Raw genomic sequence first — 26507 nt, forward strand, 5'->3', positions numbered from 1 at the left:
GGCTCAATCAGCCCCCAACACGGGCGCCGACGGGTCGAAGGTGTAGGTGGTTCCGATTGCCGATTGGCTCACCTTGTCGCCGAACGCGTCAGCCAGGGCGTGCAAGGCGCGCCAGCCCGTGCAATGGCCCGTGACGATGTTGCGGATATCGAACGCTTCGAGGCCCTCCACCGTCTGCGGGATGAGCCGTTCCATCACGCCGCCGAGGTGCAGACCACCCATCACCGCGTGGATCGGCAGGCCCGGATAGAGACGGCTGACCTCCGTGCAGACGTTGACGATGCCGGCATGCGAACAGGCGCTGAACACGACAAGGCCGAGGTCCCGCACGTGCGCCACGAGCATGCGCTCGTCCATCAGCAGCGGGTCAGGCCGCCACGCTTCGTTCGGTCGGCTGCGGCAGAGATGGTCGACGCGGCCCTTCTCGAACGAGCTGACGCGCGGGATCTCCCCACTGAGGAAGAAGTGGCGGTCGAGCAGCAGCCGGGGTTCGCCTTCATTGACCACCCGCGCGCCCAGGGCCTCCATCGCGCCGGGGTCGGGCACATCGGCAACGGGGATAACGGCGCCGCTCTTCAGCAGTACGCCCCGTTGATTGAACATGCCCGGATTGACGTGGACCGATACCGAGGGGCGGCCCTCGAGGATGGCCGCAAGCGCCGCCGGCAATGCGCCCATATGGTCCCAGTGGCCGTGGCTGATCGCAACCTCCTCGACCTGACCGAGGTCGAGTGCAAGATTCTTGCAGTTGCGGATGAAGATGGCGCCCTCCGGCCCCGTATCGAAGAGCAGCACGTGCTCGACGCCTCCCACGCGCGATCGCAGCAGGAGCCCATAGCCGAGATTGGCGGCCAGCAATGTCTCGCCGGAAATGACATCGGCGCCGGCGTTAACGACGTTTGCGAATTCCGAGACGGCAAAGAGCGTCTTGCTGACATAGCTATCGCTGACGTTGTCGGTAATGACGTCGACGGTCAGGGAGTCCAACGCCAGAAGTTCGCCGGCTATCGTCGCGCCGTCGTCCATTTGCTTACCTCGCGTGAGCGGTTTCCCCTGGGCTCACCGTAGCATGCATAAGCGGATCGCCCTAGCGTGCGTGAACCGAAACGTAAGCATGCGCCTAATGCAAGGGGGTTGGGCCAGAGAAGTCTCGCCTTGCCGTCATCCCCGAACACGATACGGGTGGGATTTCGAGCGGAGGCCCTTCTGCTAACGAGCAGCCTACACGACCGCGAGGAGACGGAGATCCGGCGCCGGGTTACGGCGTCGGGCAGGCCGAACGGAGGTCGGCCCGGGCTATCGGCGCCAAATGCGCGGCTAGAGTATTTCGGCGCTTCTTCGAATCGCCGAAATACTCTATCCGTTTGACTTATCGCGTTTTCTTAACGCGAACCGGCGTCCACTTCGCTCGAAAACGCTCTAGCTGCGGGCGAGGCCGCGGCATACCACCTTGTTGGCCAAGGCTTCGCCGACGCGCTGTAAGGTGGCGAATTGCTCGGTGGTCAGCACCTGGCCGATGTCGGCCATGGCCGCACCGAAGATCAGCGTGTGCCGGGTCTGCTCCGCGGCCTGGTCGAGCCTGTCGCCGGCCGCCAGCCGCCGTTCATAGTCGCGCGTGGCCTGCTCGAGCACCAGCATCTCGCGGCTGAAGTGCTGCCACGTCTCCTCCTGATCCGACCGGATGCCCAGGGTCCAGTGAAGTGCCGCCAGTTGGTTGGCGAGCCGCGACTCGGCCGGGGCCTCGGCGATCGCCGTCTCGGCAGGACGCACTGTGCCGAACCCCTGCTGCTCACCGCCCGACAACAGACCGACCAGAATGGCCGACGCCGCCGCGAGGACGACGACCGAGCCGAGCTTCCACGCCGGCATCCGCGGCGCGGGCCGCGACGTCGATTCCCCTTCCGGGTGTTGGAGCGATAGTCCGTTCGTCAGCGTCGCGGCCTTCCGTTGCGTTCGGTAGCGATCCTGATTACAACGCTACCGGAGATTGGCGACGCCGATCTTAATGACAATAGGGCGGTTTATCGAGCTTTTTCGGCCGAATACACCGGAGCGTGCTCGATCGGGCGAGGGGGGCCCCCAACGATGCGATCATCTCTGGTCGTCCGGTCGCTGTGCGCCGGCTCCCCGTCCGCTCCGCGCCATCTCCCGCCGCAAGGGTGATGCCCGTGAGCGTCGGCGTCATTCTGAGTTCCGTCGCGCTCGGTATCTCGCTCATCGTCACCGCCATCAAGGCCGTGGACTGGTTGGTCCACACGGACCCGCGTGTCCTCATCCGCACCGGTCGTTGGCTGCTCCTCGTTCTTGGCGTGCTCTCGGTGCCGTGCCTGATCGCGCTGCTGGTCTTCCAGCAGTGGGCGCCGGCCATGATGCTCGGCGCCGGCATGCTGATCGTTCCGGCGTTGCTGAACTGGCGTTCCTTCGTCCCACGCCAGCCATTCCGTCCGGCCTGGAGCAACGATCCGCTCGATGAGATGCGTGGCAACGTAGGCCAGCCGCCGCCGGATGCCGAACTCGCCCGCCGGGCCGCGATCGTGCTGGAAGACTATCTCATTCATGTCGGCCGCGGCGACGTCAGCACCCGCATCGATCGTTCCGAGCAAGGCTCTGATGCCGGCCCCGCACCCTCCGACCGCGGCGGCGGGCCGATGAGCGCACTCGAGGCGCTGGAGGTGCTGGGGCTCGAACGCGGCGCCAACGCCACGGCGGTTCGTGCCGCCCATCGGCGCCTCATGCAACTCGTTCATCCGGATCGCGGCGGATCCAACTATCTGGCGGCAAAGATCAATAGGGCCAAGGACGTGTTGCTCGCCGAGGTCGCGGCAAGGCGGCCGACGCGCTCTTCGAGCCGGGGTGGGGTGCGTTCCCCGCCACGCGGGACGAGCGACAAAAGCGGTTAGGCAAGGCGGTGGTCGCCCGCGAGGCGGCGCAGGCGACGGGGTCGCGCAGGAGGGGGACGATGAACGAATTCCGCAAGCCGGTGACGGTCAAGGACGCCGAGGAGGTCGATCTCAACCTGCCCCTCGCACCACCCACAGCCGTCGATGGCGGCGCGCCGGCCGAATCGACTGCAAAGGCGATCGAGGCCTTCGTTGCACGCCGGACGGAGGTGGCCACGAGCGATCATGCAGCCTTCCAGGACTACCTGCGCGAGAAGCAGGCCCATGCGCTCGTCGCGCGGCGAGAGGTCGCGACAGAGGAGCCTCAGGCCGAGCCGAAGCCGGCCAGGTTCACGCGCCGCGGCATGTTCAAGGTTGCAGCCGCCACGGCGATCGTCGGCGAGGGCGCCGCACTCGGCTACCAGGCGGTTCAGAGCGGGGCGCTGAGCGCCCTCGGCGCCGGAAGCGCGGGTGGCCAGGAGCCGGGGGGCGCCGTGATCGCCCACGCGCAAAGTCGGCCGATCACCCGCGAACTGATCGATTCCAGCGCCAATTTCGACGGCCGTAGCCTCGGCAGATGGGTCGCCGTTCTGCCGACCAAGCTCGGCGGCGGCTGCTATGCGCTCGACCTCAACACCAACCGGGTGCTGGCCTCCATCTGGTATTGGAACTACGGCGACTTCAATCCGATCGCCCACCACCTCTGCGCCTTTCCGAGTGCCGACCCCTACCACTCGTTCGAGTTCGTCAACAGCACCCAGGGCGGCAAGAACTCGCTGATCTACGGCATTCCGACGAGCATCACGGAGCCGGCGCCCGGCTTCAACATCTACCGGGTTCGTTACGACGGCGCCCAGATGCTGCTGATGGAGAACGTCTCGGAGGCGACGGGCCTCGGCCTCGGCGTCCACGTCACCATCAACCCAAAGGACGCCCAGTCGTATTTCGTGACCGACGGCCAGAAGGACATCGCGGCCTGCTTCGATCGTACGACCTCGCAGGTGAAGGCGGCGCTCAAGTTCGACTGGAAGCCCAATTCCAGCCAGCTCGCCCGCGCCTGGCAGGACGGCGGCGTGCTGAAGATCTCCAAGATCTATCCGGACAAGGCCACCGGCAAATACGACTACCTCGGCACCAAGGGGCAGAAGATCGAGTGGGAGATGGTGCCCATGGGCGAATTGTTCGTCGAGGAGGGCACGCTGCCCGGCGACGATCCCATGGGCCTCACCGGCGCCGACGGCACCATCTGGCATCCGGAGGGGCGCTGGGCCGCCACCGTCGTGCGGCTGTGCGGCGGCATCTGCATCCTCGACCCCGAGAACAACTTCGACCCGGTCACCTTCCTACAGTTCAACACCGACTCGCCCGACCAGTACGAGGTGGTGAAGATAGACGCCGATCACTGGGAAGTGACGTTCGACAAGATCCACTCGCCGGGCCACGAGATCGGCTTTTCGCCGGATGGCCGCTTCCTGTGCATGATGAACAATCTGCGCGAGAACAATTGCTCGGTGTTCTCGTGCGTGGATCCTGACCCGCGCAACTGGAAGAAGATCGCCCACGTGGAGGATCCGCTGTGGAAGGGCAAGTATCCCAACCCCTTCCACATGGTGTTCTCGCTCGACTCCAAGAAGCTCTACCTGTCGGTGCTGCACCCGTCGCCGGCGGCCAGCGGCGTCATGGTGGTCGACACCGACACCTGGACCATCAAGAAGGAGATCCAGGGCATCGGCCCTGACCTGCAGACGCCGGCGATCACCTACGATGGCAAATATGTCGTGGTGCCGTTCAGCGGCTTCCAGCGCCTCTCCAGCGGCATTGCGGTGATCGAGACGGCGACCGATACCCTGATCGGCATCCTGCCGAGCTCCGGCGGGCACCATGACTGCGTCATCGTGCCGACCGAGCTGGCCCACATGAAGCACACGCGTTCATGCACGTTGTAGGCGCCGGGAGCCTGACCGGCGTCATGGGCACGAGTGCCGGCACGACGTGACGATGACATCATCGACGCCGCGGTGGCTGCTCGGCGGCCTCGCGCTGCAGAACCTCGGCCGGCGCAAGGCTCGTACGAGCCTGCTCGTCGCCGCGGTCGCGATCAGCAGCGCCGTGGCCTTCACGGGGCTGGTGCTGATGCGAAGCATCGAGCGCAGCACGTCGGTCGGCTTCAGCCGGCTCGGGGCCGACCTCATGGTCGTCGCACAGGATGCGCTCACCAACATCACGCCCGCGCTGCTGACGGTCGAGCCGACCGACACCACCGTCGACGCGGAGGCGATCGGGCGCGCCGCCGTGGCGGGAGTCGGGCGCGTCGCGGCCCAGCGGGTGCTGCGCACGGAGCGATCCGGTCTCGGCGGCGGCCATGGCGACAGCGTCGACCTGATCGGCTTCGACCCCCAGCAGGATTTCACGGTCCAGCCGTGGATCGCCGAGCGCCTCGGCCGCGCGCTCGCGCCCGGCGACGTCATTCTCGGGGCGGCCCGCAATCTGCCGCTGGGCGCCGAGATCGTGCTGTTCGGCAAGCCGTTCCGGGTCTACGCCAAGCTCGGCCGCACGGGGGCCGGCACGCACGAGCGCGGCATCTTCATGCGTGCGGAGGACCTGATCGCGCTCGGACCGTCCGTCCGCCAGCAGACCGGCACGCTCCCGTCGATGCTGCTGCCGGGGCGGGTCAGCGGCTTCCTGCTCGAGCTGGCGCCCGGCGCGACCGAGCTTCAGGTGCGCTTTGCGCTCTTGTCGCGGCTCACCGGCGTCAAGGTGGTGAGCAGTGGCTCACTGCTCACGGGCATCCGCCAGGGGCTGACGGCTCTGCTCGGTGGGCTGCTGGCGCTGCTGGTCCTGATGTTCGCGAGCATGGCAGTCATGGTCGGCGTGCTGTTCTCGGCGATCGTGACCGAGCGGCGCAGCGAACTGGGGCTGATGAAGGCGATCGGCGCGCGGCGCGGCCAGATCGTCGGCATGACGATGACTGAAGCGGCGGTCGCCACCGGCGGCGGCGGGTTGATCGGCGTGCTCGCCGGCATGCTGCTGCTGCGACTGTTCGAGCGCTCCCTCGTCTATCATCTGACCGAGATGGGCATCCCGTTCCTGTGGCTCGACCGCACGGGCATGCTCGCAGCCGCCCTTGCCTGTGTGGCGCTCGCGGCGCTGATCGGCCCTGCAGGAGCGCTGGTACCGGCATGGCGGGCCGCTCGCCGGGACCCCTACGACCTGATCCGCGGGGAGGGCTGAGGGGTGCTGAGCTGCCGATCGGTGCACAAGGTCTACGCGACCGATCGCGGCCCGGTGGACGCCGTGCGCGGCGTCGACCTGGAGGTCGCTGCCGGTCGCTATGCGGCGCTCATCGGCCGTTCCGGATCCGGCAAATCCTCACTGATGGCGATGGTCGGAGGGCTCGCCCGGCCGACGTCCGGCACGATCCTGGTCGACGGCATCGACATCTGGTCCCTCGGCGATAGCGCGATGGCGCGGTTTCGCAGCCGGCGCATCGGCTACGTCTTCCAATTCCAAAGCCTGCTGCCGACCTTGCGGGCGATCGACAACGTCGCGCTGCCGGCCCTGCTCGACCGCAGCCGCTCGCGCGGGGACGTCTACCCGCGCGCCCTGGAACTGCTGCGCGAGGTCGGTCTCGGCGACCATCACGACGCGTTTCCCTCCGAGATGTCGGCCGGCGAGCAGCGGCGAACGGTGATCGCCCGCGCGCTGATCAACGAGCCGGCGCTGCTGCTGGCCGACGAGCCGACGGCGGATCTGGACGAGCAGACCGAGCGCGAGATCCTGGCGCTCCTGACCGGCGTCAATCGGGATCGGTCAACCACCCTGGTGTTGGTGACGCACAACCTTGCCTTGGCCGGCGCGGCCGAGCAGGTCGTTCATATCGCCGATGGAGCCGTCGTCCCATGACGGCACGGGACGCGCCGCAGCGTCCGCCACAACTGCCCGATCTGCGGCAGCTCACCGAGGCGCAGAAGGACGAACTGATCCTCAGCCTCTGGGAGACGCTGCTGGCAGTCGAGGGCGCCGGGGGCCGGGATCGCCCACGTGGTGGAGCGGCGGCGCCGGGTGCGGCCGCGTTGGCCACCCGCGAGGCGCCTGCCGCTGCGCGGAACCCCGACGACCTGCACGAACGCATCCGCCGCACGGCGCCATCGCGTCGTGGCCGGCAGCAGCCCCCCGCGAGGGGGACCCGCCTTGGCGGCTTCGGTTTCCTGGAGTCGAAGCTCCTTGCGGCCGTTCTCGTCCTGATCGGCATTGGATTTCTCGCCGATTTCGGTGTCGGCTGGTATCAGCGGCGCGCGCTCGCTGCCCGCGATCAGGCCGCCCTGGCGCTTCGCAACGCTGCCTTCGCCGGCCTCTACGTCGAGCTGGTCCGGGTTGCCCACGAGCCTGACGGCAAGTCCTACCGGGCGACGCTGACCATGCAGAACACCGATCCGGCGGCCCCGCTCTACGTCATGCTCAATCCGCTGCGCGTGTTCGTGCAGACGGGGCTCACCTGGCAGGAGGTGCCGTCACGGGCGCCTGGTGGCGCCGGGCCGGGCGTGGTCACGCTCGCCGGCGCCAAGGACTACGAGGTGGTGTTCTCGGCCGACCTGCCGAACTGGACGCAGCTCATTCCGGGCTACATGCACGTCCTGATCGAGAGCGACATGCTGATCAGCCGCCGGAGCGACCCGGTGGACGACATCATCGAGCGCAACAACCGCTTCTACGTCTACCTCAAGCCCCAGGGATCCGACGACGCGGAGATCAAACGCCGATCGAAGTTTCCGGGTGCGCCGCCGGTGTTCATTCCCATGCCGCCCCATTGACGGCCGCCGCATGGATCACGCGTGTGGTGCGGTCCGCCGCCGGCGCCGCCGCTGTCAAATGCCGGCGTCGAGCGGGGGCAGCGGGAAGGCGTCCGGCGTGCGCACGTGCTCGGGACGCACGCCGACGCCGATGAGCCGGGCAGCGAGGTGGCGCAGCACCGCAAAGCGGTTGAACAGCGTCATCACGAACGGTGGCTTGAGCGGTCCGCCCCCGGCGAGCACGCGGCTGATGACCTGATTCTGCACGACCTGCTGCATCTTCTGGGTCGTCCGCGCCGGCCACGCCCGGCGGCCCTGCACCCTGGCCAGGTCGGCTTCGGTCAGCGTCTCGAGGCGCAGCGGCTCGGCCAGCAGGTTGGCCGCGGCCACGGCATCCTGGATGGCGAGGTTGATGCCGACCCCGCCCACCGGCGACATGGCGTGCGCAGCGTCGCCGATGCAGAGCAGACCGGGCTTGTGCCACGTGGGCATGCGGTCGATGGCGACGGTGAGCAGCTTGACGTTGTCCCAGGTGTCGATCTCGTCGAGCCGGTCGGCGGTGAACGGCGCCAGCGCGGCGACGTTCTGCCGAAAAGCCGGCAGGCCGGCGGCCCGGGTCTGCTCGAAGCCGCCCTTTGGAATAATGAAGGCGCACTGCCAATGGTCGCCGCGGTTGAGCATGACCAGCATGCGTCCGACGTCGACGTAGCCCATCATCTCCGCCGGGTCGGCGGCGCGCCGCGTGAGCTTGAACCAGAGCACGTCCATGGGCGCTCCCACGTCCTCGACGGCAAGGCCGGCGAGCCGCCGCACGTCGGACCGCCGCCCGTCGGCACCGATCACCAGGCTGGCGCGGACATCGAGCGGCCCCTCCGGCGTGACGGCCGTCACGCCGACTACGCGGCCCCCTTCGATGGTCAGGCCTTCGACCTCGGCCTGCATGAGCAGCCGGAAGGTCGGGTAGCGCCTGCCCTGACGCGCCAGGAAGTCGAGGAAGTCCCATTGCGGCATGAAGGCGAGGAACTTGCAGTGGGTCGGAACCCGCGTGAAATCGGCCATGTGGAGATCGACGCCGCCGACGACGGCTCCGATCTCGCGGACCTCCTGGTGCGGCAGCTTGAGGAACTCGGACAGCAGGCCGAGCTCGAACATCAGCTCCAGGGTCGACGGGTGGATCGTGTCCCCGCGAAAGTCGCGCAGAAAGTCGGCGTGCTTCTCGATCACCAGCACGTCGATGCCGGCGCGGGCCAGCAGGAAGCCGGCCATCATCCCGGCCGGGCCGCCGCCGGCGATGCAGCATGTCACCGTCGTCTGGTTCATCGATGTTCTCCCAGGCCCCCACTGGGCGGCATGATGCCGGCGCGAATGGTAGAGCATTTCGCCATGGGATGGCGATCATCCAATGGCTCAGAAACGCTCATAATCTTTTGAGTTCGGAGCGCTTCCCGATCCGAGTGGAACCACCCGATCGACGCCAGGAACTGCTCAGACGGGGCGGGGCGGGCGCAGCCGGTTGACCGGTAGGGCGAGCTTCTGCGTGCCGGTGCCGGCCAGCGTGCGGCGCTTGGAGGAAAGCGTGCGCGAGTTGACGCCGTTCCAGGAGATCTCACCCGACAGGCGGCCATATTCGATCTTGGGGCAGCGGTTCATGATCACCGTGGCGCCCGCCGCCTCGGCCCGGACGGCAGCTGCGTCGTTGCGCACGGAGAGCTGCATCCAGATCACCTTCGGCCGCGGCACGAGTGCCAGGGCTTCGTCGGTGATGCCGGCGGCGGCCTCGGAGTTGCGGAAGATCTCCACCAGATCGATCGGCACGGGCAGGTCGGCCAGCCTTGCGACGACACGCTTGCCGAGCAAGTCCTCGCCGGCCAGGCCCGGATTGACCAGCCATACGTCGTAGCCGCGCTGGCCGAGATATTTGGCGACGATCCAGCTCGGCCGGGCCGGATTGGCCGACGCGCCGACGAGGGCGATGGTGCGCACGTTGTGCAGGATCGCGCCGATCAGCTCGTCGGGATAGTGATCGTGCCCGGCTGGCACGGGCACACCGAAGGCCTGGCGTGGCTCAGGATGGAGTTCTGCGCTCATGCCATCGGTTTGCACCGCAAGGCTCCGGCGCACAAGACGCCAGATCCGGACCTGACGCCGCGCACGCGTCTCCGTGCGATCCGATGACCTCATCCAATCGCACGAGAGGCTCATGGTCTTCTAAATCTGGAGCACCTCTTGGGCTCTTGGGTGATTTCACCCGAGCGCGAAGCGCCCTGGGAGCGCGGCGACGACGTTTCATTCGCCTCCTCGCCGCATTTTGCCGTATGGCTCGTCCGTCCGGCGCGGGGCCTCCTGGTCCGCGGCGCTGCCAGTTCGAGACGGGACGATGGACGACACGCTGCTCCGGCCGACGCCGGGGAACGCAGACGGGCACGAGCACGTGACGAGCCGCCCACCGACGCCGGCGCGACGCCGATCGCTGGCCACGCTGATCCGGGCCTTCCGGGTGCTCTTCGGGCGCCGGTGGCGGACGTTCCTGCGCGCCGATGAGCTCTCGCCGCTGCTGTTCGGCGCCGTCATCGGCGTCGTCGCGGGCCTCGGCGTGCTCGCGGTCAATGGCCTCGTGCAAGTCCTGCACGAGGTGGTGTTCGCCATCGGCGCCGGCGAGCGCTTGAGCGCGCAGTTGGTCATCGACCCGTACCGGGCGGTGCTGGCGCCGACGATCGGCGGCCTGATGGTCGGCGCTCTCACCGTCGCCGTGCGCCGCTGGCGCAAACGCGACGCGGTCGACCCGATCGAGGCCAACGCGCTCTATGGCGGCCGTATGTCGATCATCGACAGCCTGCTGCTGACGCTCGGCACGATTCTCTCCAGCGGCAGTGGCGCCTCTGTCGGTCTGGAGGCCGGCTATACCCAGGCCGCGTCAGGCTTCGCCTCGCGCCTCGGCCGCTCGTTTCGGCTGCGCCGCGCCGATCTGCGCACCCTGGTCGGCTGCGGAGCAGCCGCGGCGATCGCGGCTGCATTCAATGCACCGCTCGCCGGCGCATTCTACGCCTTCGAATTGGTGCTCGGTGCCTACAGCGTCGCGACGCTCGCCCCCGTCGTCATCGCCGCGCTGGTGGCGAACATCGTGCACGAGGCGGTGGTGAAGACGCCACCACTGCCCATGCAGGGCTCGCTCGGCTTCGCCGCCACCGACTACGGCGTCTTCATCGCCATGGGCTTCATCGCGGGCGGGGTCGGCATCGCCCTGATGAAGACGGCGACGGCGATCGAGACCGGCATGCATCGCACCGGTATCCCGCGCTGGGGGCGCCCCGCCGTCGGCGGCCTGCTGGTCGGCCTCCTGGCGCTGTACTCCCCGGCGGTGCTCGGTGCCGGACACGGCGGCATGCATCACTATTTCGCCACCGACTATACCGCATCGACGCTGGCTCTGCTGCTGCTGGCCAAGGTGCTAGCGGCATCGCTGTCGGTCGGCTCCGGCTTTCGCGGCGGCCTGTTCTTCACGTCGCTGTTCGCCGGCGTGCTGTTCGGCGGCCTGGCCGGCGGCCTCTACATCCAGCTCGCGCCGGACCTGGCGAGCGACCGGCTCGTCTACGTGCTGGTGGGCATGGGGTCTTTCGCGGCGGCGGTGATCGGTGCGCCGTTCACCATGACCTTCCTGGTGCTGGAGGCGACCGGGGACCTCTCGATGACCAGCGGCGTTCTCGTGGCGGTCGTGGCGACGACGATGCTGGTCCGCCGCACCTTCGGCTATTCCTTCTCCACCTGGCGGCTGCACCTGCGTGGCGAGACCATTCGCAGCGCCCTCGATGTCGGCTGGGCCCGGGATCTGACGGTGGTCAAGCTGATGCGGCGCGAAGCGCGCACCGCCAATGCCACGATGACGGTGGCGGCTTTCCGCAAGCGGTTCCCGATCGGCTCGTCAGAGCGCGTGTTTCTGCTCGACGACGCCGGCCGCTATGCGGGCTTCGTGCTGGTGCCGGAGCTGCATGCGCCCGACAATGACGCTGCTGCGGAGACGACGACGGTGCGCCACTTCCGTCAGGCGCCGGCCTCGTTCCTGACGCCGCGGCAGACCATCGACAAGGTGCTGGAGGCGTTCGAGACCGCCGAGATCGAGACCTTGCCGGTCGTCGACGACGCGACGTCCCTGCGCGTACTGGGCTATGTGACGGAGGCCTACGCGCTCAAGCGCTACAGTCAGGAACTCGAGCGCCGCCGCCGCGAATACAGCGGCGAGCGGTGAGGGGGCTGGAGCATGTCCGGCGAACCCGGTTCCCCGGACATGCTCCATCGCATTGTTCCGACGCAGTTCCGGCCACGCGAGCGCCGCCCGTTTCCGCTGGAATTGTCCTAGCGTCCTTCCCACGCTGGCGCGCGCTTGTCGATGAATGCGCCGATCCCCTCGGCCGCATCCCGCGCCATCATGTTCTCGGCCATCACGCGGCTGGCGTAGGCATAGGCGTCGGCGAGCCCCATCTCGAGCTGCGCGTAGAAGGCGCGCTTGCCGATGCTCAGCGTCAGCGGCGACTTGGCCGCGAGCTGGGCGGCCAGCGCCCGGGCGCCGGCCAGCGCCTCGCCGGCGCCGACGACGCGGTTGACCAGCCCGAAGCGGCAGGCGCTGTCGGCGTCGATCATGTCTCCCGTCAGCAGCATCTCCATGGCGTGCTTGCGCGGCACATTGCGCGACAGCGCCACCATGGGCGTCGAGCAGAACAGGCCGATGTTGACGCCGGGCGTGGCGAAGCGCGCCGCGGCCCCGGCGACCGCGAGATCGCAGCTCGCGACCAGCTGGCAGCCGGCGGCGGTGGCGACGCCCTCGACAGCGGCGATGACCGGCTGCGGCAGCTCGACGATCGCCTGCATCATCGTCGAGCAGCGCGCCATCAGGTCGGCGAAATACGCCGCTCCGCCGTCGGCATCGGCTCGGCGGGCGGTCATCTGCTTCATGTCGTGCCCAGCCGAGAACGCAGGGCCGTTGGCTGCAATGACCACCGCCTTGACGGCGCGGTCGGCGGCGACCTCGGCGAGGGCAGTGGTCAGCGCGGCGATCATGTCGTCTGACAGGGCGTTGCGCGCCGCGGGTCGGTTGAGCGTCAGGGTCGCCACGCCGTCACGCGCGTCGCAGGCCAGCAGCGCATCCGGCGGCGTCACGTGCAGGGTCATGAAGCTCGTCTCCTCGTCCAGGGCGGCCGTACGTGCGGGACCAGCCGGCGTGTGGATCACGGCGGGGCTGCCGCGGGTGCTATTGTCGGCTGGGGGTGGCCGTGCTGCAACCGCTGCGGCGTCGGACCTGACCCACGACCAGGGCACCCGAGGTGCGACGCTCATTGAAACTGCGAGCGCACCATCCGGAACCGGGTGATTCCACCCGTCGAGCAATGCGCCAGGGGGACCGCACGATGACACAGGCGCCGGTGCTGACGCGCGACGAGGTGCAAAATCTCTTGGAAAAGGAGTTCCCGCAGACCTTCGGCGAGAATCCCACCTTCGTCATCGAGCACGTCGGGCCGCTCAGCTGCCGCCTGCGCTCTGTCTATGACGCGCGGCAGATCAGGCCCGGCGGCACGCTGTCGGGGCCGACGGTCATGGCGCTCGCGGACGCCGCGATCTACGTCGCCATCCTGGCGGCGATCGGGCCGCAGACCCTCGCCGTCACCACCAACCTGTCGTGCAACTTCCTGCGCAAGCCGGAGCCGCGCGATCTCCTGGCCGATTGCCGCCTGCTCAAGTTGGGCAAGCGGCTTGCCGTGGGTGAGGTCTCGGTGTTCTCCGAGGGCACGACGGAACTGGTGGCTCACGCCACCGGCACCTACTCCATCCCGCCCCGCTGATTTTCGCGGTATTATAATACCTCTTCCCGTAAGCTATTGTTTTTTATAAATGTTTGCGAGCATCTAGTTTGGCGTCTCGCTTGACGCCTTGGCCTGCCTGGGTTAGAGGCCATCCATCCCGCGCAGGGTAGCTCTCGCTGCTCCCTGCGCGTTGTCGTTCGGGCGCCCGCGCGGGCGCCCGCCAGCATTGAGACCAAATCCATGAAAACCTACTCGGCCAAGCCCGCCGACGTCGACAAGAAGTGGGTGCTCATCGACGCTGAAGGCCTCGTCGTCGGCCGGTTGGCGTCGGTTGTCGCCATGCGTCTGCGCGGCAAGCACAAGCCCACGTACACGCCTCACGTCGATTGCGGCGACAACGTCATCGTCATCAACGCGGACAAGGTGGTGTTCACCGGTCGCAAGCGCGACGACAAGGTGTACTACCACCACACCGGCTACATCGGTGGCATCAAGGCGCGTTCGGCCAAGTTCATCCTCGAGGGCCGGTTCCCGGAGCGCATTCTGGAGAAGGCCGTGGAGCGCATGCTGCCCCGCGGCCCGCTGTTCCGCCAGATCCTGGGCAATCTGCGCGTCTACAAGGGCGCCGATCACCCGCATGCTGCCCAGCAGCCCGAGGCGCTCGACGTCGCCGCGCTGAACCCGAAGAATACGAGGAGCGCCTGACCATGGCCGAGACCCTCCAGAGCCTCGCCGAGCTCGGCCAGCAGGCCCAGGTCGCCACCCCCAACGACGCCCCGCTGCGCGAAAAGAAAGTGGACCCCCAGGGCCGTGCGTACGCCACCGGCAAGCGCAAGGACGCGGTCGCCCGCGTCTGGATCAAGCCCGGCCCCGGCAACATCGTCGTCAACGAGCGGCCGGTCGAGGTCTATTTCGCCCGTCCGGTGCTGCGCATGATCCTGAACCAGCCGCTCCAGCTGGTGAACCGCGTCGGCCAGTACGACGTGATCGTCACGGTCGCCGGCGGCGGTCTGTCGGGCCAGGCGGGCGCGGTGCGCCATGGCCTGTCCAAGGCACTGACGAACTTCGAGCCGGAGCTGCGCTCGATCCTGAAGAAGGAAGGCTTCCTCACCCGCGACAGCCGCGTGGTCGAGCGCAAGAAGTACGGCCGCGCCAAGGCTCGCCGCAGCTTCCAGTTCTCGAAGCGCTGACGGGTGCGCGGGCCGCTTCGCGGCCTGGTCATTGCAAAAAAGGGCGGCCTCGGCCGCCCTTTTTTGTTGGCCGCAGCGCCGACATCACGGCGCAGCCTTGCCGCTGACGGCGGTGCCGACGGGTGGCGCCCGTAGGCTCTTATGATTTCAGCATCACGAGGCATTGCCCCGCCGATTCGGCCGCGGGGCGTGCCCCGGACCGGTCGATCTTGCCCGCCATCACCAGGCCCTTGGTCTGACCGGTAACCAGCCCCTTGAGGTCACCGGCGCCGGCCGCTTGCGGCGCCGAGGCGTCATAGATCATGCGGGCGGGCTTGCTGAGCTTGGCGGCGCACGCGGCCGCGCCCGCCGGATCGGCATGGGCCATGCCAGGGATCAGTGTCCCGGCGGCGAAGGTCAACGCGAGAGCGGCGGCCGCGCCGGCGATGCGATGCAACATGGAAGCTTCTCCTAGAGCGTTTTTGAGCGAAGTGGGCGCCGGTTCGCCTGAATAAAACGCGACAAATCAAATAGATAGAGCGTTTCGGCGATTCGAAGAAACGCGGAAATGCCCGAGAGGTTGAAAATCAGCGGCGACCGACGCGATTGACGGGACCGCCACGGTTCATGGCGCGACCGGGACGGACGCCGACGCCAGGGGCGCCCACTCCCACGCCGGGACGGACGCCGACGCCGGCAGCCCCGACACCGACCCCGGGGCGCACGCCGACTCCGGGCGCACCTACGCCCGCGGGACGGGCCACGCAGCCCACCGGCAAGCCGGGGCCGTTGCAATAGACCACCGCGCTGGCCGGCGCGGTGCCGGCAACCCAGATTCCCCCGACCAGCAGGCCCAGACCTGCCAAGTTCCACGTGCTCATCGACGTTCCCCCATGTGGCCAATTCGTGCGGCGACGCCGTCCGCGTCGCGCCCCCGATTGCCTGCGGGCCCGCGCGTGAACAATGTCAATTATTGGTTCGTTCCTGCCGTGCGATGCTAGACCGGTCGGCAAGATCGAGGGGGCAACGTGATCGAGACGAGGGCATCCGGAGGGCGCGGCACCGGCAAAGGCAATCCCGATCCGGCAGCGATCGCGGCGCTCCAGGCGGATCCGCGCTTCGCGGCCGCGGCGCATCGCTGCGCGGCGGCCCTCGTCGAGCACTACCGCGACAGCTGGCTGCTGAACCGCATCATGAACGACCGCGGCCGCTTCGTTCTCTCGGTGCTGGTTCTCGATCTGCACTTCTACGGTGGGCCTGACGGCCTGACGGCCGGCGGGCTGAAGACTCTGTGCGTCGAGCAGAATGTGTGCAGCCGCGGCCGAGCCGGCGCCATGCTGGCGGCCATGCGCTTGTTCGGCTTGCTGACGTCGGCGGCCGGGCCTGACCTGCGCCGCAAGCGCCTGGTCCCGACGGAGCGGCTGCTGGCGATCCACCGCGAGCGCTGGCGCGGGGCCCTGGCCGCCACGGGCGACCTGATCCCCGTGGCCGCGGTGGCCGCCCAGCGGCTCGGCGACGAGACCTTCTTTGCAGCGTTTGTGCATGCGCTGGCCGAACGCTACCGCGGCGGCATGCGCCCGCTGGCCTGGGCGCCGGCACTGGCCCCATTTGCCGAGCACGACGCCGGCGTCATGATCCTGTTCTCGATCTTCCTGACACAGCTCGATGCTGGCCAGGGGCTATCCATCGTCAAACTCGCCCAACGCTTCTCGGTCTCTCGTGCCCATGTCCTTGGCGTGTTGCGCGGCGGTGAGGCGGAAGGGTTGCTGATGCGGGAGGCCGACCGCCGCATCGTTCTGGCTCAGCCGCTTCGCCAGGCGCTGTCGGATTTCCTGGCAGGCATTTTCATCATCCATGCCGATGCCGCCCGCGAAGCCGTCAAGGCCGGCTCCGGCGCGATCCGCGCCGACGAGCGGGGCGGGGTCGCGCGGCCGCCCTCAACAATCGATAGACCGTCGCCATGACCGATCCCATCGACCCCCGCCGTTCCGACAACGCCTTCCTGGGAGCGCTCACGGGCGGATCGTCGGAGCCCACCTTCTCCGGCGCGCTGTCGTTCATGCGCCGGCGCTACAGCCGCGACCTCGGCGGTGTCGACGCGGTGGTGTGGGGTGTGCCCTTCGACTGCGCCACGTCGAACCGGCCGGGCACCCGCTTCGGGCCCCAGGCGATCCGGCGCGCGTCGGCCATCTTCGACGGGGATCCGCAGTTTCCGTCGGCCCTCGATCCGTTCGTGCACATGGTGGTCGTGGATTGGGGTGATTGCGCTTTCGACTATCGCCGCCTTGGCGACGTCGAGCTCCTCATCGAGCGTCAGGCGGGTGACATCGTGGCGGCCGGTTGCCACCTGATCACCCTCGGCGGCGACCATTCGATCACGCTGCCGCTGCTGCGCGCCCACGTGGCGACGCACGGGCCGCTCGCGGTGGTGCAGTTCGATGCGCACCAGGACACCTGGGAGGATATCGGCACGCTGTCGCACGGCAGCTTCGTCACCGCCGCCACCGAGGAGGGGCTGATCGACACCGCGCGCTCGATCCAGATCGGGGTCCGCACGACGGCGCCGACCGATTGCGGCTTTGCGGTGATCGACGCCTACGAGGCGCAGGCACTCGGCGCGCCCGGCCTGATCCGGCGCATCGTCGAGCGGGTCGGCGAGGGGGGCGCCTACCTGAGCTTCGACATCGATGCGCTCGACCCGGCCTTCGCACCGGGGACCGGCACCCCTGTCGCGGGCGGCCTCAGCAGCGCCCAGGCGCTGATGACCCTGTGGGGCCTGCGCGAGTTGGCTTGGCGCGGCATGGACGTGGTCGAGGTCTCGCCGCCCTACGATCACGCTGATATCACGGCCATCGCGGCGGCGACGGTCGTGCAGCATTATCTGCAGATCTTGGCATGGCGCCGGCACACGGCACGATGAGCACCGGAAACGATTGGTTTGGGGTCCGATCTGCGATAGAGCGTTACGCCGCTTGGCGAGCCGCGCCGCGGCTCCCATCTTGGCCTCGATAACGCTCACTCGCCCATCTCTTGCCGCCGCGACTTGCAGGAAGCTGCCATGGCCGCCATTGCCGACGACACCTTGACCCGGTCCGCCCCGCAGGCCCGCACGGGCGGCGATCGTCCGACCGTCTTCATCGATGGGGAAGCCGGCACCACCGGCCTTGGCATTCGCGAGCGCCTGGCCGCGGTCCCGCAGGTGGCCGTGCGCAGCATTGCGCCGGAGCTGCGCAAGGACACTGCGGCCAAGCGGGCGCTGCTGGCCGAGGTCGACCTGGTGGTGCTCTGCCTGCCGGACGAGGCTGCCAAGGAGACGGTGGCGATGGTGGACGGCATGGGGGGCCATGGGCCGAAGGTGCTCGACGCCTCGACGGCCCACCGCGTGGCGCCCGGCTGGACCTACGGCTTTGCCGAGCTCGCCCCGGGCCAGGAGGCCTCGATCCGTGTGGCGCGGCGCGTCGCGAACCCCGGCTGCTATCCCACGGGGGCCATTGCACTGCTGCGGCCGCTGGTCGATCTGGGCTATGTCCCTGCGGGGCTGCCTGTCAGCATCAACGCGGTCAGCGGGTACTCCGGCGGCGGCAAATCGATGATCGAGGCTTACGAGGCGGCCACTGCGCCCGCCTTCGAGCTCTATGGCCTGTCGCTCGCGCACAAGCATCTGCCCGAGATCCAAGCCTACGCCAATTTGGCGCGGCGCCCGATCTTCGTGCCGTCCGTCGGCAATTTCCGCCAGGGCATGCTGGTCTCGGTGCCGCTGCATCTGGACGAGCTTGCGGGCAAGCCCACCGCCGCCGATCTGCATCGCGTGCTGACCGAGTGGTATGCGGGCCGCGACCTGGTGGACGTGCGTCCGCTCGCCGATCCGGCGATCAAGGCGGGGCGCCTCGAGCCGGAAGCGCTAAACGACACAGACCAGCTGGAACTGTTCGTTTTCGCTGACGAATCCACGCGTCAGGCGGTGCTGGTCGCGCGCCTCGACAATCTCGGCAAGGGCGCATCGGGCGCCGCCGTGCAGAACATAGCGCTAATGCTTGGCGTGTAAGCGCTCCGGGATTCACAACTCTATGAGCATTTCTGCGCCGCGGGATAATCTCATCCGACGGTGAAATGCTCCAGGCGCTTCCCTGAATGGAAGTATCTGATCAGGAAAGTGCTGCAAGCCATTGAATTTTGGCACCCCTTGCCATTGGGTGGGGCCGCCATCGTGACGCGTGCGAGGTCGCCTATACCCTTGCCTTGACGTATTCGCCCGGCGCCTCGCAGATCGCCTTGAGCTGGCCATTGCCGGGCTGGCGTTCAGCCGCGGGTATCCGCTGCGGCGCTTGAGCCTCCACCCAGGCAAACCAGTTGGGCCACCAGGACCCGGGGGTCTCGGTGGCGGCCTCGAGCCAGTCCTCCAGCGTTCCGGTGGGGGCGGGACCTGCCCAATACTGGTATTTCTTGAGCGCCGGCGGGTTGACGACGCCGGCGATATGGCCCGAGCCGGCGACGACCAGCTTGACTGGGCCGCCGAATGCCGCCGAACCTTTGAGCACCGAGCGCGCCGGTGCGATATGGTCCTCGCGGGCCGCCAGATTGTAGATCGGGATCGTCACCTTCTTGAGATCGAGCTTGGTGCCGCCGAGCTCGACTTCCCCTTTCACCAACCGGTTCTCCAGGTAGCAGGTACGCAGGTAGAACGAGTGATTGGCGGCGGTGAGCCGGGTCGAGTCGGAGTTCCAGTAGAGCAGGTCGAACGGGAAGGGGTCGTTGCCCTTCATGTAGACGTTGATCACGTAGGGCCAGATCAGATCGTTGGGCCGCAGCATGTTGAAGGCTGCGGCCATGCGCGAGCCTTCCAGAAACCCGCGCGGCCGCATCAACGCGTCGACGTTCTTGAGCTGGTCCTCGTCGACGAAGGCCAGGAGGTCGCCGGCGTGGGTGAAGTCGACCTGGGCAGTGAAGAAGGTGGCGCTGTCGATGCGATCGTCACCCTTCTGGGCCATGTAGGCCAGCGTCAGCGCGAGCAGCGTGCCGCCGACGCAGTAGCCGATCGTGGTGATCTTCTCCTCGCCGGTGGCCTGCTGCACGGCATCGATAGCGGCCAGGATGCCGTCCTGCATATAGGCCTGCCAGCCCTTGTCCGCGTAGCGCTCGTCCGGGTTGACCCATGACACCACGAAGACCGTGAGGCCCTGGCTGACCGCCCAGCCGATGAACGATTTCTCGGCATTCAGGTCGAGAATGTAATACTTGTTGATCCACGGCGGCACCACGAGAAGCGGCCGCTTCAGCACCGTCTCGGTGGCCGGGGCGTACTGGATCAGTTCGATGAGGTCGTTGCGGAAGACCACCTTGCCCGGGCTGACCGCGACATTGACACCGATCTCGAACTTGGTGGCGTCGGTCTGCCGGACTTTGAGCTCGCCGTGGCCCGCGGCGACGTCCTCCGCCAGCATCTTCATGCCGCGTACGAGGTTCGCGCCGTTCTGGCGCACCGTCTCGCGTATCAGCTCCGGATTGGTCAGCAGGAAGTTCGACGGCGACAGCGCGCCGGAAAGTTGCTTGACGTAGAAGCGGGCCTTGAGCCGCGTGTGGTCGTCCAGGCCCTCGGCATTTTCGACGAGGTTCTCCGCCCACTTGCTGGTGAGCAGATAGGCCTGCTTCAAAAAGTCGAAGAACGGCAGGTCGCTCCAGCCCGGATCGGCGAAGCGTTGGTCCTTGCGGTCGGGTGTGGCGATGGGCTCGGCCGTCTCGCCTTGCATCCGCTTCAGCATCGATCCCCACAGATCGACGAAGCTGTTGGCAAGCTGCGACTGCGCCTCGATGGCCTTGGTCGGGTCGGTGAACCAGCGCTCCGCCACCTGCCCCAGGGTCTTGACCACCTCGGCGGCCTCGCCGCCGGCCCCGTCGAAGGTGCGGCGCTCCTCGATCGGCTTGAGGTAGGCTGCCGTCGCTTTGCCCGATTCCTCGATCAGGCGCGCCATATTCTCCGACAGAGCTTCGAAATCGGGGAGCGGAAACGGTGTGGGACCGTTGCCGGACGACGAGCCGGCATCGCTATTCTTCGTCATTCGTTCCCTCCGGGCCGCCGTCTCCGGTCGCGCTCGACCATGCCTCTCGAGGAGGCATGTGCAGGGCGGCGCTTTTCCGACATATTAACGCCTTACCCAGCAAAAATCCCATCGTCATTCAGGCCCGTCCTGAGCCATCAGGTGCTACATGCGTTCGGCGACCCGGGGAAGCCCCGTTTCCCCATCCAAGCGCCCAAACTTTGCGATCCGATCGCCGGTCGTGGCGGCTGCCGCCGCCGCCGCGGCACTGCTCGCCATGGGCGGGTGTGCGGCCGAGCTCGGCACCTCGGTGAAGGGCGTTGCCAAGGCCACGGGCTTCGCGACGGACTCCCCGAAATCGACCGAGTTCGTCGCCGCTTCACGGCCGGCCCGGATCGACTACATGCCGGTCGGCATCGCCCAGCCGGCTCGGCCGACGCCGCCGAAATCGGCTGCCGAGGTTCAGGCGCTGCAAAAGAACCTGGAGGACACCCGCACGGCAAATACCGAGGCGGGCCGGAGCGCGCAGGCTGCCGGCCAAACCCCGGCGCCTACACCTGCCGTCGCCCCACGCGATCACGTCGCGCCATCCGCCACCGACTGAGCCGCCGCACGCACGCGTGCGTGCGGCGCAATGCCGCCGAAAAAGACTGGCAACGACCCCCCGAAATGTTAAACGACACGTTCCACTCGCAACTATCGACTTTGAGCGATCGATCGGCGCGAGATCAAGGACCTGGAACCATGACCGATTTTCATCGCATCAAGCGCCTCCCGCCCTACGTGTTCGAGCAGGTCAACCGGTTCAAGGCCGCCGCCCGCGCCAATGGCGCCGACATCATCGATCTGGGCATGGGCAACCCGGACCTTCCGACCCCCCGCCATGTCATCGACAAGCTGGTGGAGACCGCCGGCCGCCCACGCACCGACCGCTATTCCGCCTCCAAGGGCATCGGCGGGCTGCGCCGGGCCCAGGCCGCGTATTACCAGCGCCGCTTCGGCGTCGGCCTCAACCCGGATACCCAGGTGGTGGTGACGCTGGGCTCCAAGGAAGGCTTCGCCAACATGGCCCAGGCGATCACGGCGCCCGGCGATGTGGTGCTTGTCCCCAATCCGAGCTATCCGATCCATGCCTTCGGCTTCCTGATGGCGGGTGGTGCCATCCGCTCGGTGCCGGCGGAGCCGACGCCCGCCTTCTTCCCGGCGTTGGAACGGGCGGTCCAGCACTCGATCCCCAAGCCGCTGGCCGTCGTCGTCTGCTATCCGTCGAACCCGACTGCCTATGTCGCCTCGCTCGACTTCTACAAGGATCTCGTCGCCTTCGCGAAGAAGCATGAGCTGATCGTGCTGTCGGATCTGGCCTATTCGGAGGTCTATTTCGACGGCGACCCGCCGCCGTCGGTGCTCCAGGTGCCCGGCGCCGTCGACGTCACCGTGGAGTTCACGTCGATGTCGAAGACGTTCTCCATGGCCGGTTGGCGCATCGGCTTCGCGGTCGGCAACGAGCGGCTGCTGGCGGCGCTGGCGCGCGTGAAGTCGTATCTGGATTACGGCGCCTACACGCCGATCCAGGTCGCGGCCGCCGCCGCGCTGAACGGGCCGGAGGACTGCATCAAAGAGATGCGCGACACCTACCGCAAGCGCCGCGACGCGCTGGTCGATTCATTTGCGCGCGCCGGCTGGTCCATTCCGTCTCCGACGGCGTCCATGTTCGCCTGGGTGCCGATCCCTGACCGCTTCAAGGCGCTCGGCAGCCTGGAATTCTCCAAGCTGCTCGTCGAGAACGCCGACGTGGCGGTGGCGCCCGGCATCGGCTTCGGCGAGTTTGGCGACGACTACGTGCGCATTGCGCTCGTCGAGAATGAGCAGCGCATCCGCCAGGCGGCCCGGAACATCCGCCGCTTCTTCGAGGCCGCCGACGGCAACCTCCACAACGTCGTGCCGCTGGCGCGCGCCGGCTGACGCAGGCTCTCGCCGTTGCCGTTCGGCAACGGCCGCAGCTCATTGTGCGCGGTGCAGCAAAGTCGCCGCAATTAGGGCGCCCGAGCCTCAGTCGGGCCATGCCACTGCCCCGATCCAACGCTTCTGTGGCGCTGGGACAACGGTGTCCCGGCCGTTGCGCTCAGCCCGCATGAGTGGGTCGACCTAGCCTGTCGTCGGGCTGATCGGAGGGTGACGGGAATGCCGCGATTCTCACTCGATTAACTTCGGCGTGCTGTAGTCGGGCCAAAGGGGAGCTGTGTGCGGGCCGGCACCGAAAGAGAGCCAGGAATGCCATCTCTTTCGTGCTGGAACTCGCACTCGCAGAGGACAGACAATGGACGCTCAAGTTCGTACGATCGTCGCTTCGACCGGTGAACGCCTCGTGGTGCTGCCGGAAGAGGATTATCGCGCCCTTCTCAATGCCGCCCATCCCGCCGCGCCGGCGTCGCTCGCCGAGCGGGGGCGCGAGAGCGGCCCGGCGGCGGCTCCCAAGGCGATCGGCGCCGGTGGCCGCGCCCGCTGCTCGCTCGAAGACGTTCTGCTGCGGGGCTGATCCGGGCGGTATCGCCGTAGGTGTCATGGCCCTGGCCATGCGTCACGCGCCGCGCAGCGGCGGGAACGGCGATTGACACGGTGTTCGGGCACGTGCCATCCGCACGACCATGAACGCTCCCTTCAGGATTGGCGTGGCGGGGCTCGGCACCGTCGGTGCCTCTCTGCTTCAGCTGCTTGCTCGCCGCCGGCTGCCGCTCGCTGAGCGCTGTGGCCGCGAGATCCAGGTTACGGCCGTTTCGGCGCGAGACCGTACGCGCCAGCGCGGCGTTGCCCTCGACGGCCTGGCCTGGCTGGATGATCCCACCACCTTGGCCGACCGCGCCGACGTCGACTGCGTGGTCGAACTGATCGGCGGCAGCGAAGGAGCGGCGCGTGCCACCGTCGAGGCGGCCCTCGCCGCGGGCAAGCATGTCGTCACGGCGAACAAGGCGCTGCTGGCGCACCACGGGGTGGCGCTCGCCGAGGCGGCCGAAGCACGCGGCGTCGCCCTGGCGTTCGAGGCCTCCGTCGCCGGTGGCATCCCGGTGCTCAAGGCGCTGCGCGAGTCGCTCGCCGGCAATGCGATCGAGCGCATCCACGGCATCCTCAACGGCACCTGCAACTACATCCTGTCGCGCATGGAGGCCGACGGGCTGGCCTTCGACGTCTGTCTCGCCGACGCCCAGCGCCTGGGCTACGCGGAGGCGGATCCGACATTCGACATCGAAGGCTTCGACACGGCTCACAAGCTCGCGATCCTGACGAGCCTGGCGTTCGGCACCCGCGTCGACGCGGAGGCGGTGCACGTGGAGGGCATCAGCTCGATCACGCCGCTCGACATCCGCATGGCCAACGAGCTCGGTTACCGCATCAAGCTGCTGGGCGTGGCGGAGCGCACCCGGGCGGGCATCGAGCAGCGGGTTCACCCGACGATGGTCTCGAAGGCGACGGCTCTAGCGCAGGTCATGGGAGTCACCAACGCGGTCAGCATCGACGCCGACGCGGTGGACGAACTCACCCTGGTCGGCCCCGGCGCCGGCGGCGAGGCGACCGCTTCGTCGGTCGTCGCCGATCTGGCCGACGTCGCGCGCGGCGCCTTCGGCGCACCGTTCGGCGTGCCGGTCGCGGAGCTCGCGCCGTTGCTGCGCGCGCCGATGCAACGGCATGAAGGCGGCTACTACGTCCGCGTGGCCGCATTCGACAAGCCCGGCGCGGCCGCCTCGCTGGTCAGGCGCATGGCCGAGGCGGACATTTCGCTGGAGTCGATCGTCCAGCATCGATCGCCCGATGCGGCTGCCCGAGACCCGGGCGGCCGGTCTGGGGCCCCCGTGCCGGTGGTGCTGATCACCTACGCGACCACGGAGGCGGCTCTGCGTGGCGCTCTCGACCTGGTCATCGCCGACGGCTTCGTCGAAGCGACGCCCCAGGTCATCCGCATCGAGCGGGACTAGCGCGGTCGCTTCACCGGCGGGCGGTGCGCCAGGCGAACTTTCAGATTCTCAAGTCGCGCGAGCGATTCTATGACTCTCGTGAGGCTTAAATCACCGCATGGACGTGAAACGGGTGGCAGGCACAGCGACCCCCGAGCCCGTCCGTGATAACGACGACAAAGAGCCACAGCCACCAGCAGGGACCGACCGCCATGACCGAGATCACCGTCGCAGCAGGCCAAGTCATCGAGCGAATCCTGAGCCTCGAGCTGGTGCGCGTTACCGAGCGGGCGGCCGTCGCGGCGGCCCGGCTGCGGGGCCACGGCAACGAGAAGGCGGCTGACCAGGCCGCGGTCGACGCCATGCGGCGCGAGCTCAACCGCTTGCCGATCGACGGCACCGTGGTGATCGGCGAGGGCGAGCGCGACGAGGCCCCGATGCTGTACATCGGCGAGCGCGTCGGCAACCGGAAGGGACCGAAGGTCGACATCGCCGTCGATCCCCTGGAGGGCACGACGCTCTGCGCCAAGGACATGCCCGGTTCCATCGCCGTCATGGCCATGGCCGAGGGCGGCACCCTGCTCGCGGCGCCCGACGTCTACATGGAAAAGATCGCCATCGGGCCGGGCTATCCGGCCGGCGTCGTCCACCTCGATGCCAAGCCGGAGGACAACATCAACGCACTGGCCAAGGCCAAGGGGGTCTCGACCAACGAGATCACCGCGCTGGTGCTCGACCGGCCGCGCCACGCCGACCTGATCGCCGCGATCCGGCGCACGGGCGCGGCGGTGCGGCTGATCTCCGACGGCGACGTTGCCGGCGTCATCTTCACCAGCATGCCGGAGCAGACCGGCATCGACATCTATCTAGGCATCGGCGCAGCGCCCGAGGGCGTGCTCGCCGCCGGCGCGCTGCGTTGCATCGGCGGCCAGATGCAGGGCCGCCTCATCCTCGATACCGAGGAGACGCGCAAGCGCGCCGCCGCCATGGGCGTGTCCGATCCCAACCGGCTCTACGAGATGAAGGACCTCGCGCGGGGCGACGTGGTGGTGGCGGCCACAGGTGTGACCGATGGCGCCCTGCTCAAGGGCGTGAAGTTCGGCAAGGAGGTCATCGAGACCGAGACCATCGTCTACCGCTCGGTGACCGGCACGGTGCGCAAGATCGAGGCCGAGCATCGCGACCATTCCAAGTTCCATATGGAATGAGCGTTGCTTCGCGGCGGTCGAGAGCATTTCCGCGTTTCTTCGACTCGCCGAAATGCTTCACGCGAACCGGCGTTCACTTCGCTCGAAAGCGCTCTAGCAGCACCTGCGATGCAGGGAGGAGATGTCGGTGATCACAGTTCGCGCTCTCAACTCCGACGACCGGGCGGCGTGGGAGCCGCTGTGGCGGGGGTATCTGGACTTCTACCGGACCAGCCAGACGGCCGAGCTCAAGGATTTGGTCTGGCGGCGCATCCTCGATGCGGGTGAGCCCATCCATGGGCTCGCGGCCGTAGCGGAGGGCCGCATCATCGGCATCGTCCACTACGTGTTCCATCGCGCTACCTGGAGCGCGACGGACTATTGCTATCTGGAAGACCTGTTCACGTCACCCGACGCGCGCGGCAAGGGCGTCGGCCGCGCGTTGATCGAGGCGGTCTACGAGCGCGCCCGGGTGCACGGCTCCACGCGCGTGTATTGGCTGACACACGAAACCAACGCACCGGCGCGCCTGCTCTATGATCAGGTCGCCGAATTTGCCGGCTTCATCCAGTACCGCAAGGCGATCGGCTGAGATCGCGCCGGATCGGGCAGGGCACCGAAAGGGCTCGCGCGGCGGAGCGGGGCGGGGACAGGGCTGCGAGTCGCACGCCGCGCACCGTCCCGCGCCTGCGCAGGGCGTGCCTTTGC

General features: G+C 68.0%; 26 protein-coding genes. 18 read left to right on the forward strand and 8 right to left on the reverse strand.

The genetic code is table 11. The features are described from left to right. Window positions 1-3 precede the first annotated feature (3 nt). Entirely contained in the window at window positions 4-1026 is a 1023-nt protein-coding gene (locus IEW34_RS15990) for an MBL fold metallo-hydrolase (protein WP_188610192.1), read from the reverse strand. Window positions 1027-1419: 393 nt separating this feature from the next. Continuing rightward, window positions 1420-1869: a hypothetical protein gene (locus IEW34_RS15995; protein WP_188610193.1), complete on the reverse strand. Its 450-nt coding sequence runs from the start codon at window positions 1867-1869 to the stop codon at window positions 1420-1422. A gap of 299 nt (window positions 1870-2168) precedes the next feature. Here IEW34_RS15995 and IEW34_RS16000 point away from each other — a divergent pair, with 299 nt between their 5' ends. The 5 genes from IEW34_RS16000 to IEW34_RS16020 are packed head-to-tail and all read left to right on the forward strand — an operon-like array spanning window position 2169 to window position 7690. Continuing rightward, entirely contained in the window at window positions 2169-2900 is a 732-nt protein-coding gene (locus IEW34_RS16000) for a J domain-containing protein (RefSeq protein WP_188610194.1), read from the forward strand. 59 nt (window positions 2901-2959) lie between these two features. Next, window positions 2960-4825 carry a beta-propeller fold lactonase family protein gene (locus IEW34_RS16005; RefSeq protein ID WP_244642012.1) on the forward strand — a complete coding sequence of 622 codons (1866 nt, stop codon included), beginning with the start codon at window positions 2960-2962 and terminating at the stop codon, window positions 4823-4825. 52 nt (window positions 4826-4877) lie between these two features. Continuing rightward, complete coding sequence (locus tag IEW34_RS16010; RefSeq protein WP_188610195.1) at window positions 4878-6110, forward strand: ABC transporter permease; 1233 nt, start codon at window positions 4878-4880, stop codon at window positions 6108-6110. A 3-nt stretch (window positions 6111-6113) separates the two neighbouring features. Next, on the forward strand, window positions 6114-6782 hold the full coding sequence (locus IEW34_RS16015) for an ABC transporter ATP-binding protein (RefSeq protein WP_188610196.1): 669 nt from the start codon (window positions 6114-6116) through the stop codon (window positions 6780-6782). After that, a complete protein-coding gene (locus tag IEW34_RS16020; RefSeq protein ID WP_188610197.1) occupies window positions 6779-7690 on the forward strand; it encodes a hypothetical protein in 912 nt (303 codons plus the stop codon). Before IEW34_RS16015 ends, IEW34_RS16020 begins: the two co-directional genes overlap by 4 nt. A gap of 54 nt (window positions 7691-7744) precedes the next feature. Here IEW34_RS16020 and IEW34_RS16025 read toward each other — a convergent pair whose 3' ends face one another. Both IEW34_RS16025 and IEW34_RS16030 read right to left on the reverse strand, forming a co-directional pair. Then, on the reverse strand, window positions 7745-8989 hold the full coding sequence (locus tag IEW34_RS16025) for an FAD-dependent oxidoreductase (RefSeq protein ID WP_188610198.1): 1245 nt from the start codon (window positions 8987-8989) through the stop codon (window positions 7745-7747). A gap of 165 nt (window positions 8990-9154) precedes the next feature. Next, entirely contained in the window at window positions 9155-9757 is a 603-nt protein-coding gene (locus IEW34_RS16030) for a CoA-binding protein (protein WP_188610199.1), read from the reverse strand. A 289-nt stretch (window positions 9758-10046) separates the two neighbouring features. Between IEW34_RS16030 and IEW34_RS16035 the strand changes: the two genes are divergently transcribed. Beyond that, on the forward strand, window positions 10047-11912 hold the full coding sequence (locus tag IEW34_RS16035) for a chloride channel protein (protein WP_188610200.1): 1866 nt from the start codon (window positions 10047-10049) through the stop codon (window positions 11910-11912). A gap of 107 nt (window positions 11913-12019) precedes the next feature. Here the strand turns inward: IEW34_RS16035 and IEW34_RS16040 are convergent, their stop codons facing one another. Further along, on the reverse strand, window positions 12020-12832 hold the full coding sequence (locus IEW34_RS16040) for an enoyl-CoA hydratase (protein WP_188610201.1): 813 nt from the start codon (window positions 12830-12832) through the stop codon (window positions 12020-12022). Window positions 12833-13068: 236 nt separating this feature from the next. Here IEW34_RS16040 and IEW34_RS16045 point away from each other — a divergent pair, with 236 nt between their 5' ends. The 3 genes from IEW34_RS16045 (at window position 13069) to rpsI (ending at window position 14651) form a co-directional block, all read left to right on the forward strand. Beyond that, window positions 13069-13500 (forward strand): PaaI family thioesterase, encoded by a 432-nt coding sequence (locus tag IEW34_RS16045; protein ID WP_188610202.1) that lies wholly within the window; start codon window positions 13069-13071, stop codon window positions 13498-13500. A gap of 201 nt (window positions 13501-13701) precedes the next feature. Next, on the forward strand, window positions 13702-14166 hold the full coding sequence (gene rplM, locus IEW34_RS16050; protein ID WP_188610203.1) for a 50S ribosomal protein L13: 465 nt from the start codon (window positions 13702-13704) through the stop codon (window positions 14164-14166). A gap of 2 nt (window positions 14167-14168) precedes the next feature. Continuing rightward, window positions 14169-14651 (forward strand): 30S ribosomal protein S9, encoded by a 483-nt coding sequence (gene rpsI, locus IEW34_RS16055; RefSeq protein ID WP_188610204.1) that lies wholly within the window; start codon window positions 14169-14171, stop codon window positions 14649-14651. A 139-nt stretch (window positions 14652-14790) separates the two neighbouring features. Here the strand turns inward: rpsI and IEW34_RS16060 are convergent, their stop codons facing one another. Then, on the reverse strand, window positions 14791-15087 hold the full coding sequence (locus tag IEW34_RS16060) for a hypothetical protein (protein WP_188610205.1): 297 nt from the start codon (window positions 15085-15087) through the stop codon (window positions 14791-14793). A 130-nt stretch (window positions 15088-15217) separates the two neighbouring features. After that, window positions 15218-15511 (reverse strand): hypothetical protein, encoded by a 294-nt coding sequence (locus IEW34_RS16065; RefSeq protein ID WP_188610206.1) that lies wholly within the window; start codon window positions 15509-15511, stop codon window positions 15218-15220. 147 nt (window positions 15512-15658) lie between these two features. Here IEW34_RS16065 and IEW34_RS16070 point away from each other — a divergent pair, with 147 nt between their 5' ends. The 3 genes from IEW34_RS16070 (at window position 15659) to argC (ending at window position 18675) form a co-directional block, all read left to right on the forward strand. Next, window positions 15659-16594 carry a helix-turn-helix domain-containing protein gene (locus IEW34_RS16070; RefSeq protein ID WP_188610207.1) on the forward strand — a complete coding sequence of 312 codons (936 nt, stop codon included), beginning with the start codon at window positions 15659-15661 and terminating at the stop codon, window positions 16592-16594. After that, complete coding sequence (gene speB, locus IEW34_RS16075; protein WP_188610208.1) at window positions 16591-17550, forward strand: agmatinase; 960 nt, start codon at window positions 16591-16593, stop codon at window positions 17548-17550. The genes IEW34_RS16070 and speB overlap by 4 nt, the downstream gene beginning before the upstream one ends. Before the next feature lie 138 nt (window positions 17551-17688). Further along, window positions 17689-18675 (forward strand): N-acetyl-gamma-glutamyl-phosphate reductase, encoded by a 987-nt coding sequence (argC, locus tag IEW34_RS16080; protein WP_188610209.1) that lies wholly within the window; start codon window positions 17689-17691, stop codon window positions 18673-18675. Between the two features lie 181 nt (window positions 18676-18856). Here the strand turns inward: argC and IEW34_RS16085 are convergent, their stop codons facing one another. Next, the gene (locus IEW34_RS16085; RefSeq protein WP_188610210.1) at window positions 18857-20686 is read right to left on the reverse strand and encodes a PHA/PHB synthase family protein; all 1830 of its coding nucleotides are present in this window, start codon (window positions 20684-20686) and stop codon (window positions 18857-18859) included. 220 nt (window positions 20687-20906) lie between these two features. Here IEW34_RS16085 and IEW34_RS16090 point away from each other — a divergent pair, with 220 nt between their 5' ends. The 6 genes from IEW34_RS16090 to IEW34_RS16115 all read left to right on the forward strand — a co-directional run bounded on the left by IEW34_RS16090 (window position 20907) and on the right by IEW34_RS16115 (window position 26391). Continuing rightward, window positions 20907-21269, forward strand: a complete 363-nt coding sequence (locus IEW34_RS16090) for a hypothetical protein (protein WP_188610211.1) — start codon at window positions 20907-20909, stop codon at window positions 21267-21269. A 140-nt stretch (window positions 21270-21409) separates the two neighbouring features. Next, the gene (locus tag IEW34_RS16095) at window positions 21410-22627 is read left to right on the forward strand and encodes an LL-diaminopimelate aminotransferase (RefSeq protein WP_188610212.1); all 1218 of its coding nucleotides are present in this window, start codon (window positions 21410-21412) and stop codon (window positions 22625-22627) included. Between the two features lie 355 nt (window positions 22628-22982). Further along, complete coding sequence (locus tag IEW34_RS16100) at window positions 22983-23201, forward strand: hypothetical protein (protein WP_188610213.1); 219 nt, start codon at window positions 22983-22985, stop codon at window positions 23199-23201. Between the two features lie 109 nt (window positions 23202-23310). Beyond that, window positions 23311-24633 (forward strand): homoserine dehydrogenase, encoded by a 1323-nt coding sequence (locus tag IEW34_RS16105; protein WP_188610214.1) that lies wholly within the window; start codon window positions 23311-23313, stop codon window positions 24631-24633. Window positions 24634-24824: 191 nt separating this feature from the next. Then, window positions 24825-25820 carry a class II fructose-bisphosphatase gene (glpX, locus tag IEW34_RS16110; protein ID WP_188610215.1) on the forward strand — a complete coding sequence of 332 codons (996 nt, stop codon included), beginning with the start codon at window positions 24825-24827 and terminating at the stop codon, window positions 25818-25820. Between the two features lie 121 nt (window positions 25821-25941). Continuing rightward, window positions 25942-26391, forward strand: a complete 450-nt coding sequence (locus IEW34_RS16115) for a GNAT family N-acetyltransferase (RefSeq protein WP_188610216.1) — start codon at window positions 25942-25944, stop codon at window positions 26389-26391. Window positions 26392-26507: the final 116 nt, after the last annotated feature.

The organism is Chelatococcus reniformis, from assembly GCF_014640075.1.
GTDB classification, from domain to species: Bacteria; Pseudomonadota; Alphaproteobacteria; order Rhizobiales; family Beijerinckiaceae; genus Camelimonas; species Camelimonas reniformis.

Bases quoted from the DNA above. Each gene is read 5' to 3' on its own strand.
- rpsI (WP_188610204.1), top strand. From the start codon at position 14,169: ATGGCCGAGACCCTCCAGAGCCTCGCCGAGCTCGGCCAGCAGGCCCAG.
- glpX (WP_188610215.1), top strand. From the start codon at position 24,825: ATGACCGAGATCACCGTCGCAGCAGGCCAAGTCATCGAGCGAATCCTG.
- IEW34_RS16005 (WP_244642012.1), top strand. From the start codon at position 2,960: ATGAACGAATTCCGCAAGCCGGTGACGGTCAAGGACGCCGAGGAGGTC.
- argC (WP_188610209.1), top strand. From the start codon at position 17,689: ATGGCCGCCATTGCCGACGACACCTTGACCCGGTCCGCCCCGCAGGCC.
- IEW34_RS16065 (WP_188610206.1), bottom strand. From the start codon at position 15,511: ATGAGCACGTGGAACTTGGCAGGTCTGGGCCTGCTGGTCGGGGGAATC.
- IEW34_RS16010 (WP_188610195.1), top strand. From the start codon at position 4,878: ATGACATCATCGACGCCGCGGTGGCTGCTCGGCGGCCTCGCGCTGCAG.
- IEW34_RS15990 (WP_188610192.1), bottom strand. From the start codon at position 1,026: ATGGACGACGGCGCGACGATAGCCGGCGAACTTCTGGCGTTGGACTCC.
- IEW34_RS16100 (WP_188610213.1), top strand. From the start codon at position 22,983: ATGGACGCTCAAGTTCGTACGATCGTCGCTTCGACCGGTGAACGCCTC.
- rplM (WP_188610203.1), top strand. From the start codon at position 13,702: ATGAAAACCTACTCGGCCAAGCCCGCCGACGTCGACAAGAAGTGGGTG.
- IEW34_RS16085 (WP_188610210.1), bottom strand. From the start codon at position 20,686: ATGACGAAGAATAGCGATGCCGGCTCGTCGTCCGGCAACGGTCCCACA.
- IEW34_RS16095 (WP_188610212.1), top strand. From the start codon at position 21,410: ATGACCGATTTTCATCGCATCAAGCGCCTCCCGCCCTACGTGTTCGAG.
- IEW34_RS16105 (WP_188610214.1), top strand. From the start codon at position 23,311: ATGAACGCTCCCTTCAGGATTGGCGTGGCGGGGCTCGGCACCGTCGGT.
- IEW34_RS16040 (WP_188610201.1), bottom strand. From the start codon at position 12,832: ATGACCCTGCACGTGACGCCGCCGGATGCGCTGCTGGCCTGCGACGCG.
- IEW34_RS16025 (WP_188610198.1), bottom strand. From the start codon at position 8,989: ATGAACCAGACGACGGTGACATGCTGCATCGCCGGCGGCGGCCCGGCC.
- IEW34_RS16045 (WP_188610202.1), top strand. From the start codon at position 13,069: ATGACACAGGCGCCGGTGCTGACGCGCGACGAGGTGCAAAATCTCTTG.
- IEW34_RS16030 (WP_188610199.1), bottom strand. From the start codon at position 9,757: ATGAGCGCAGAACTCCATCCTGAGCCACGCCAGGCCTTCGGTGTGCCC.
- speB (WP_188610208.1), top strand. From the start codon at position 16,591: ATGACCGATCCCATCGACCCCCGCCGTTCCGACAACGCCTTCCTGGGA.
- IEW34_RS16035 (WP_188610200.1), top strand. From the start codon at position 10,047: ATGGACGACACGCTGCTCCGGCCGACGCCGGGGAACGCAGACGGGCAC.
- IEW34_RS15995 (WP_188610193.1), bottom strand. From the start codon at position 1,869: ATGCCGGCGTGGAAGCTCGGCTCGGTCGTCGTCCTCGCGGCGGCGTCG.
- IEW34_RS16115 (WP_188610216.1), top strand. From the start codon at position 25,942: ATGTCGGTGATCACAGTTCGCGCTCTCAACTCCGACGACCGGGCGGCG.
- IEW34_RS16020 (WP_188610197.1), top strand. From the start codon at position 6,779: ATGACGGCACGGGACGCGCCGCAGCGTCCGCCACAACTGCCCGATCTG.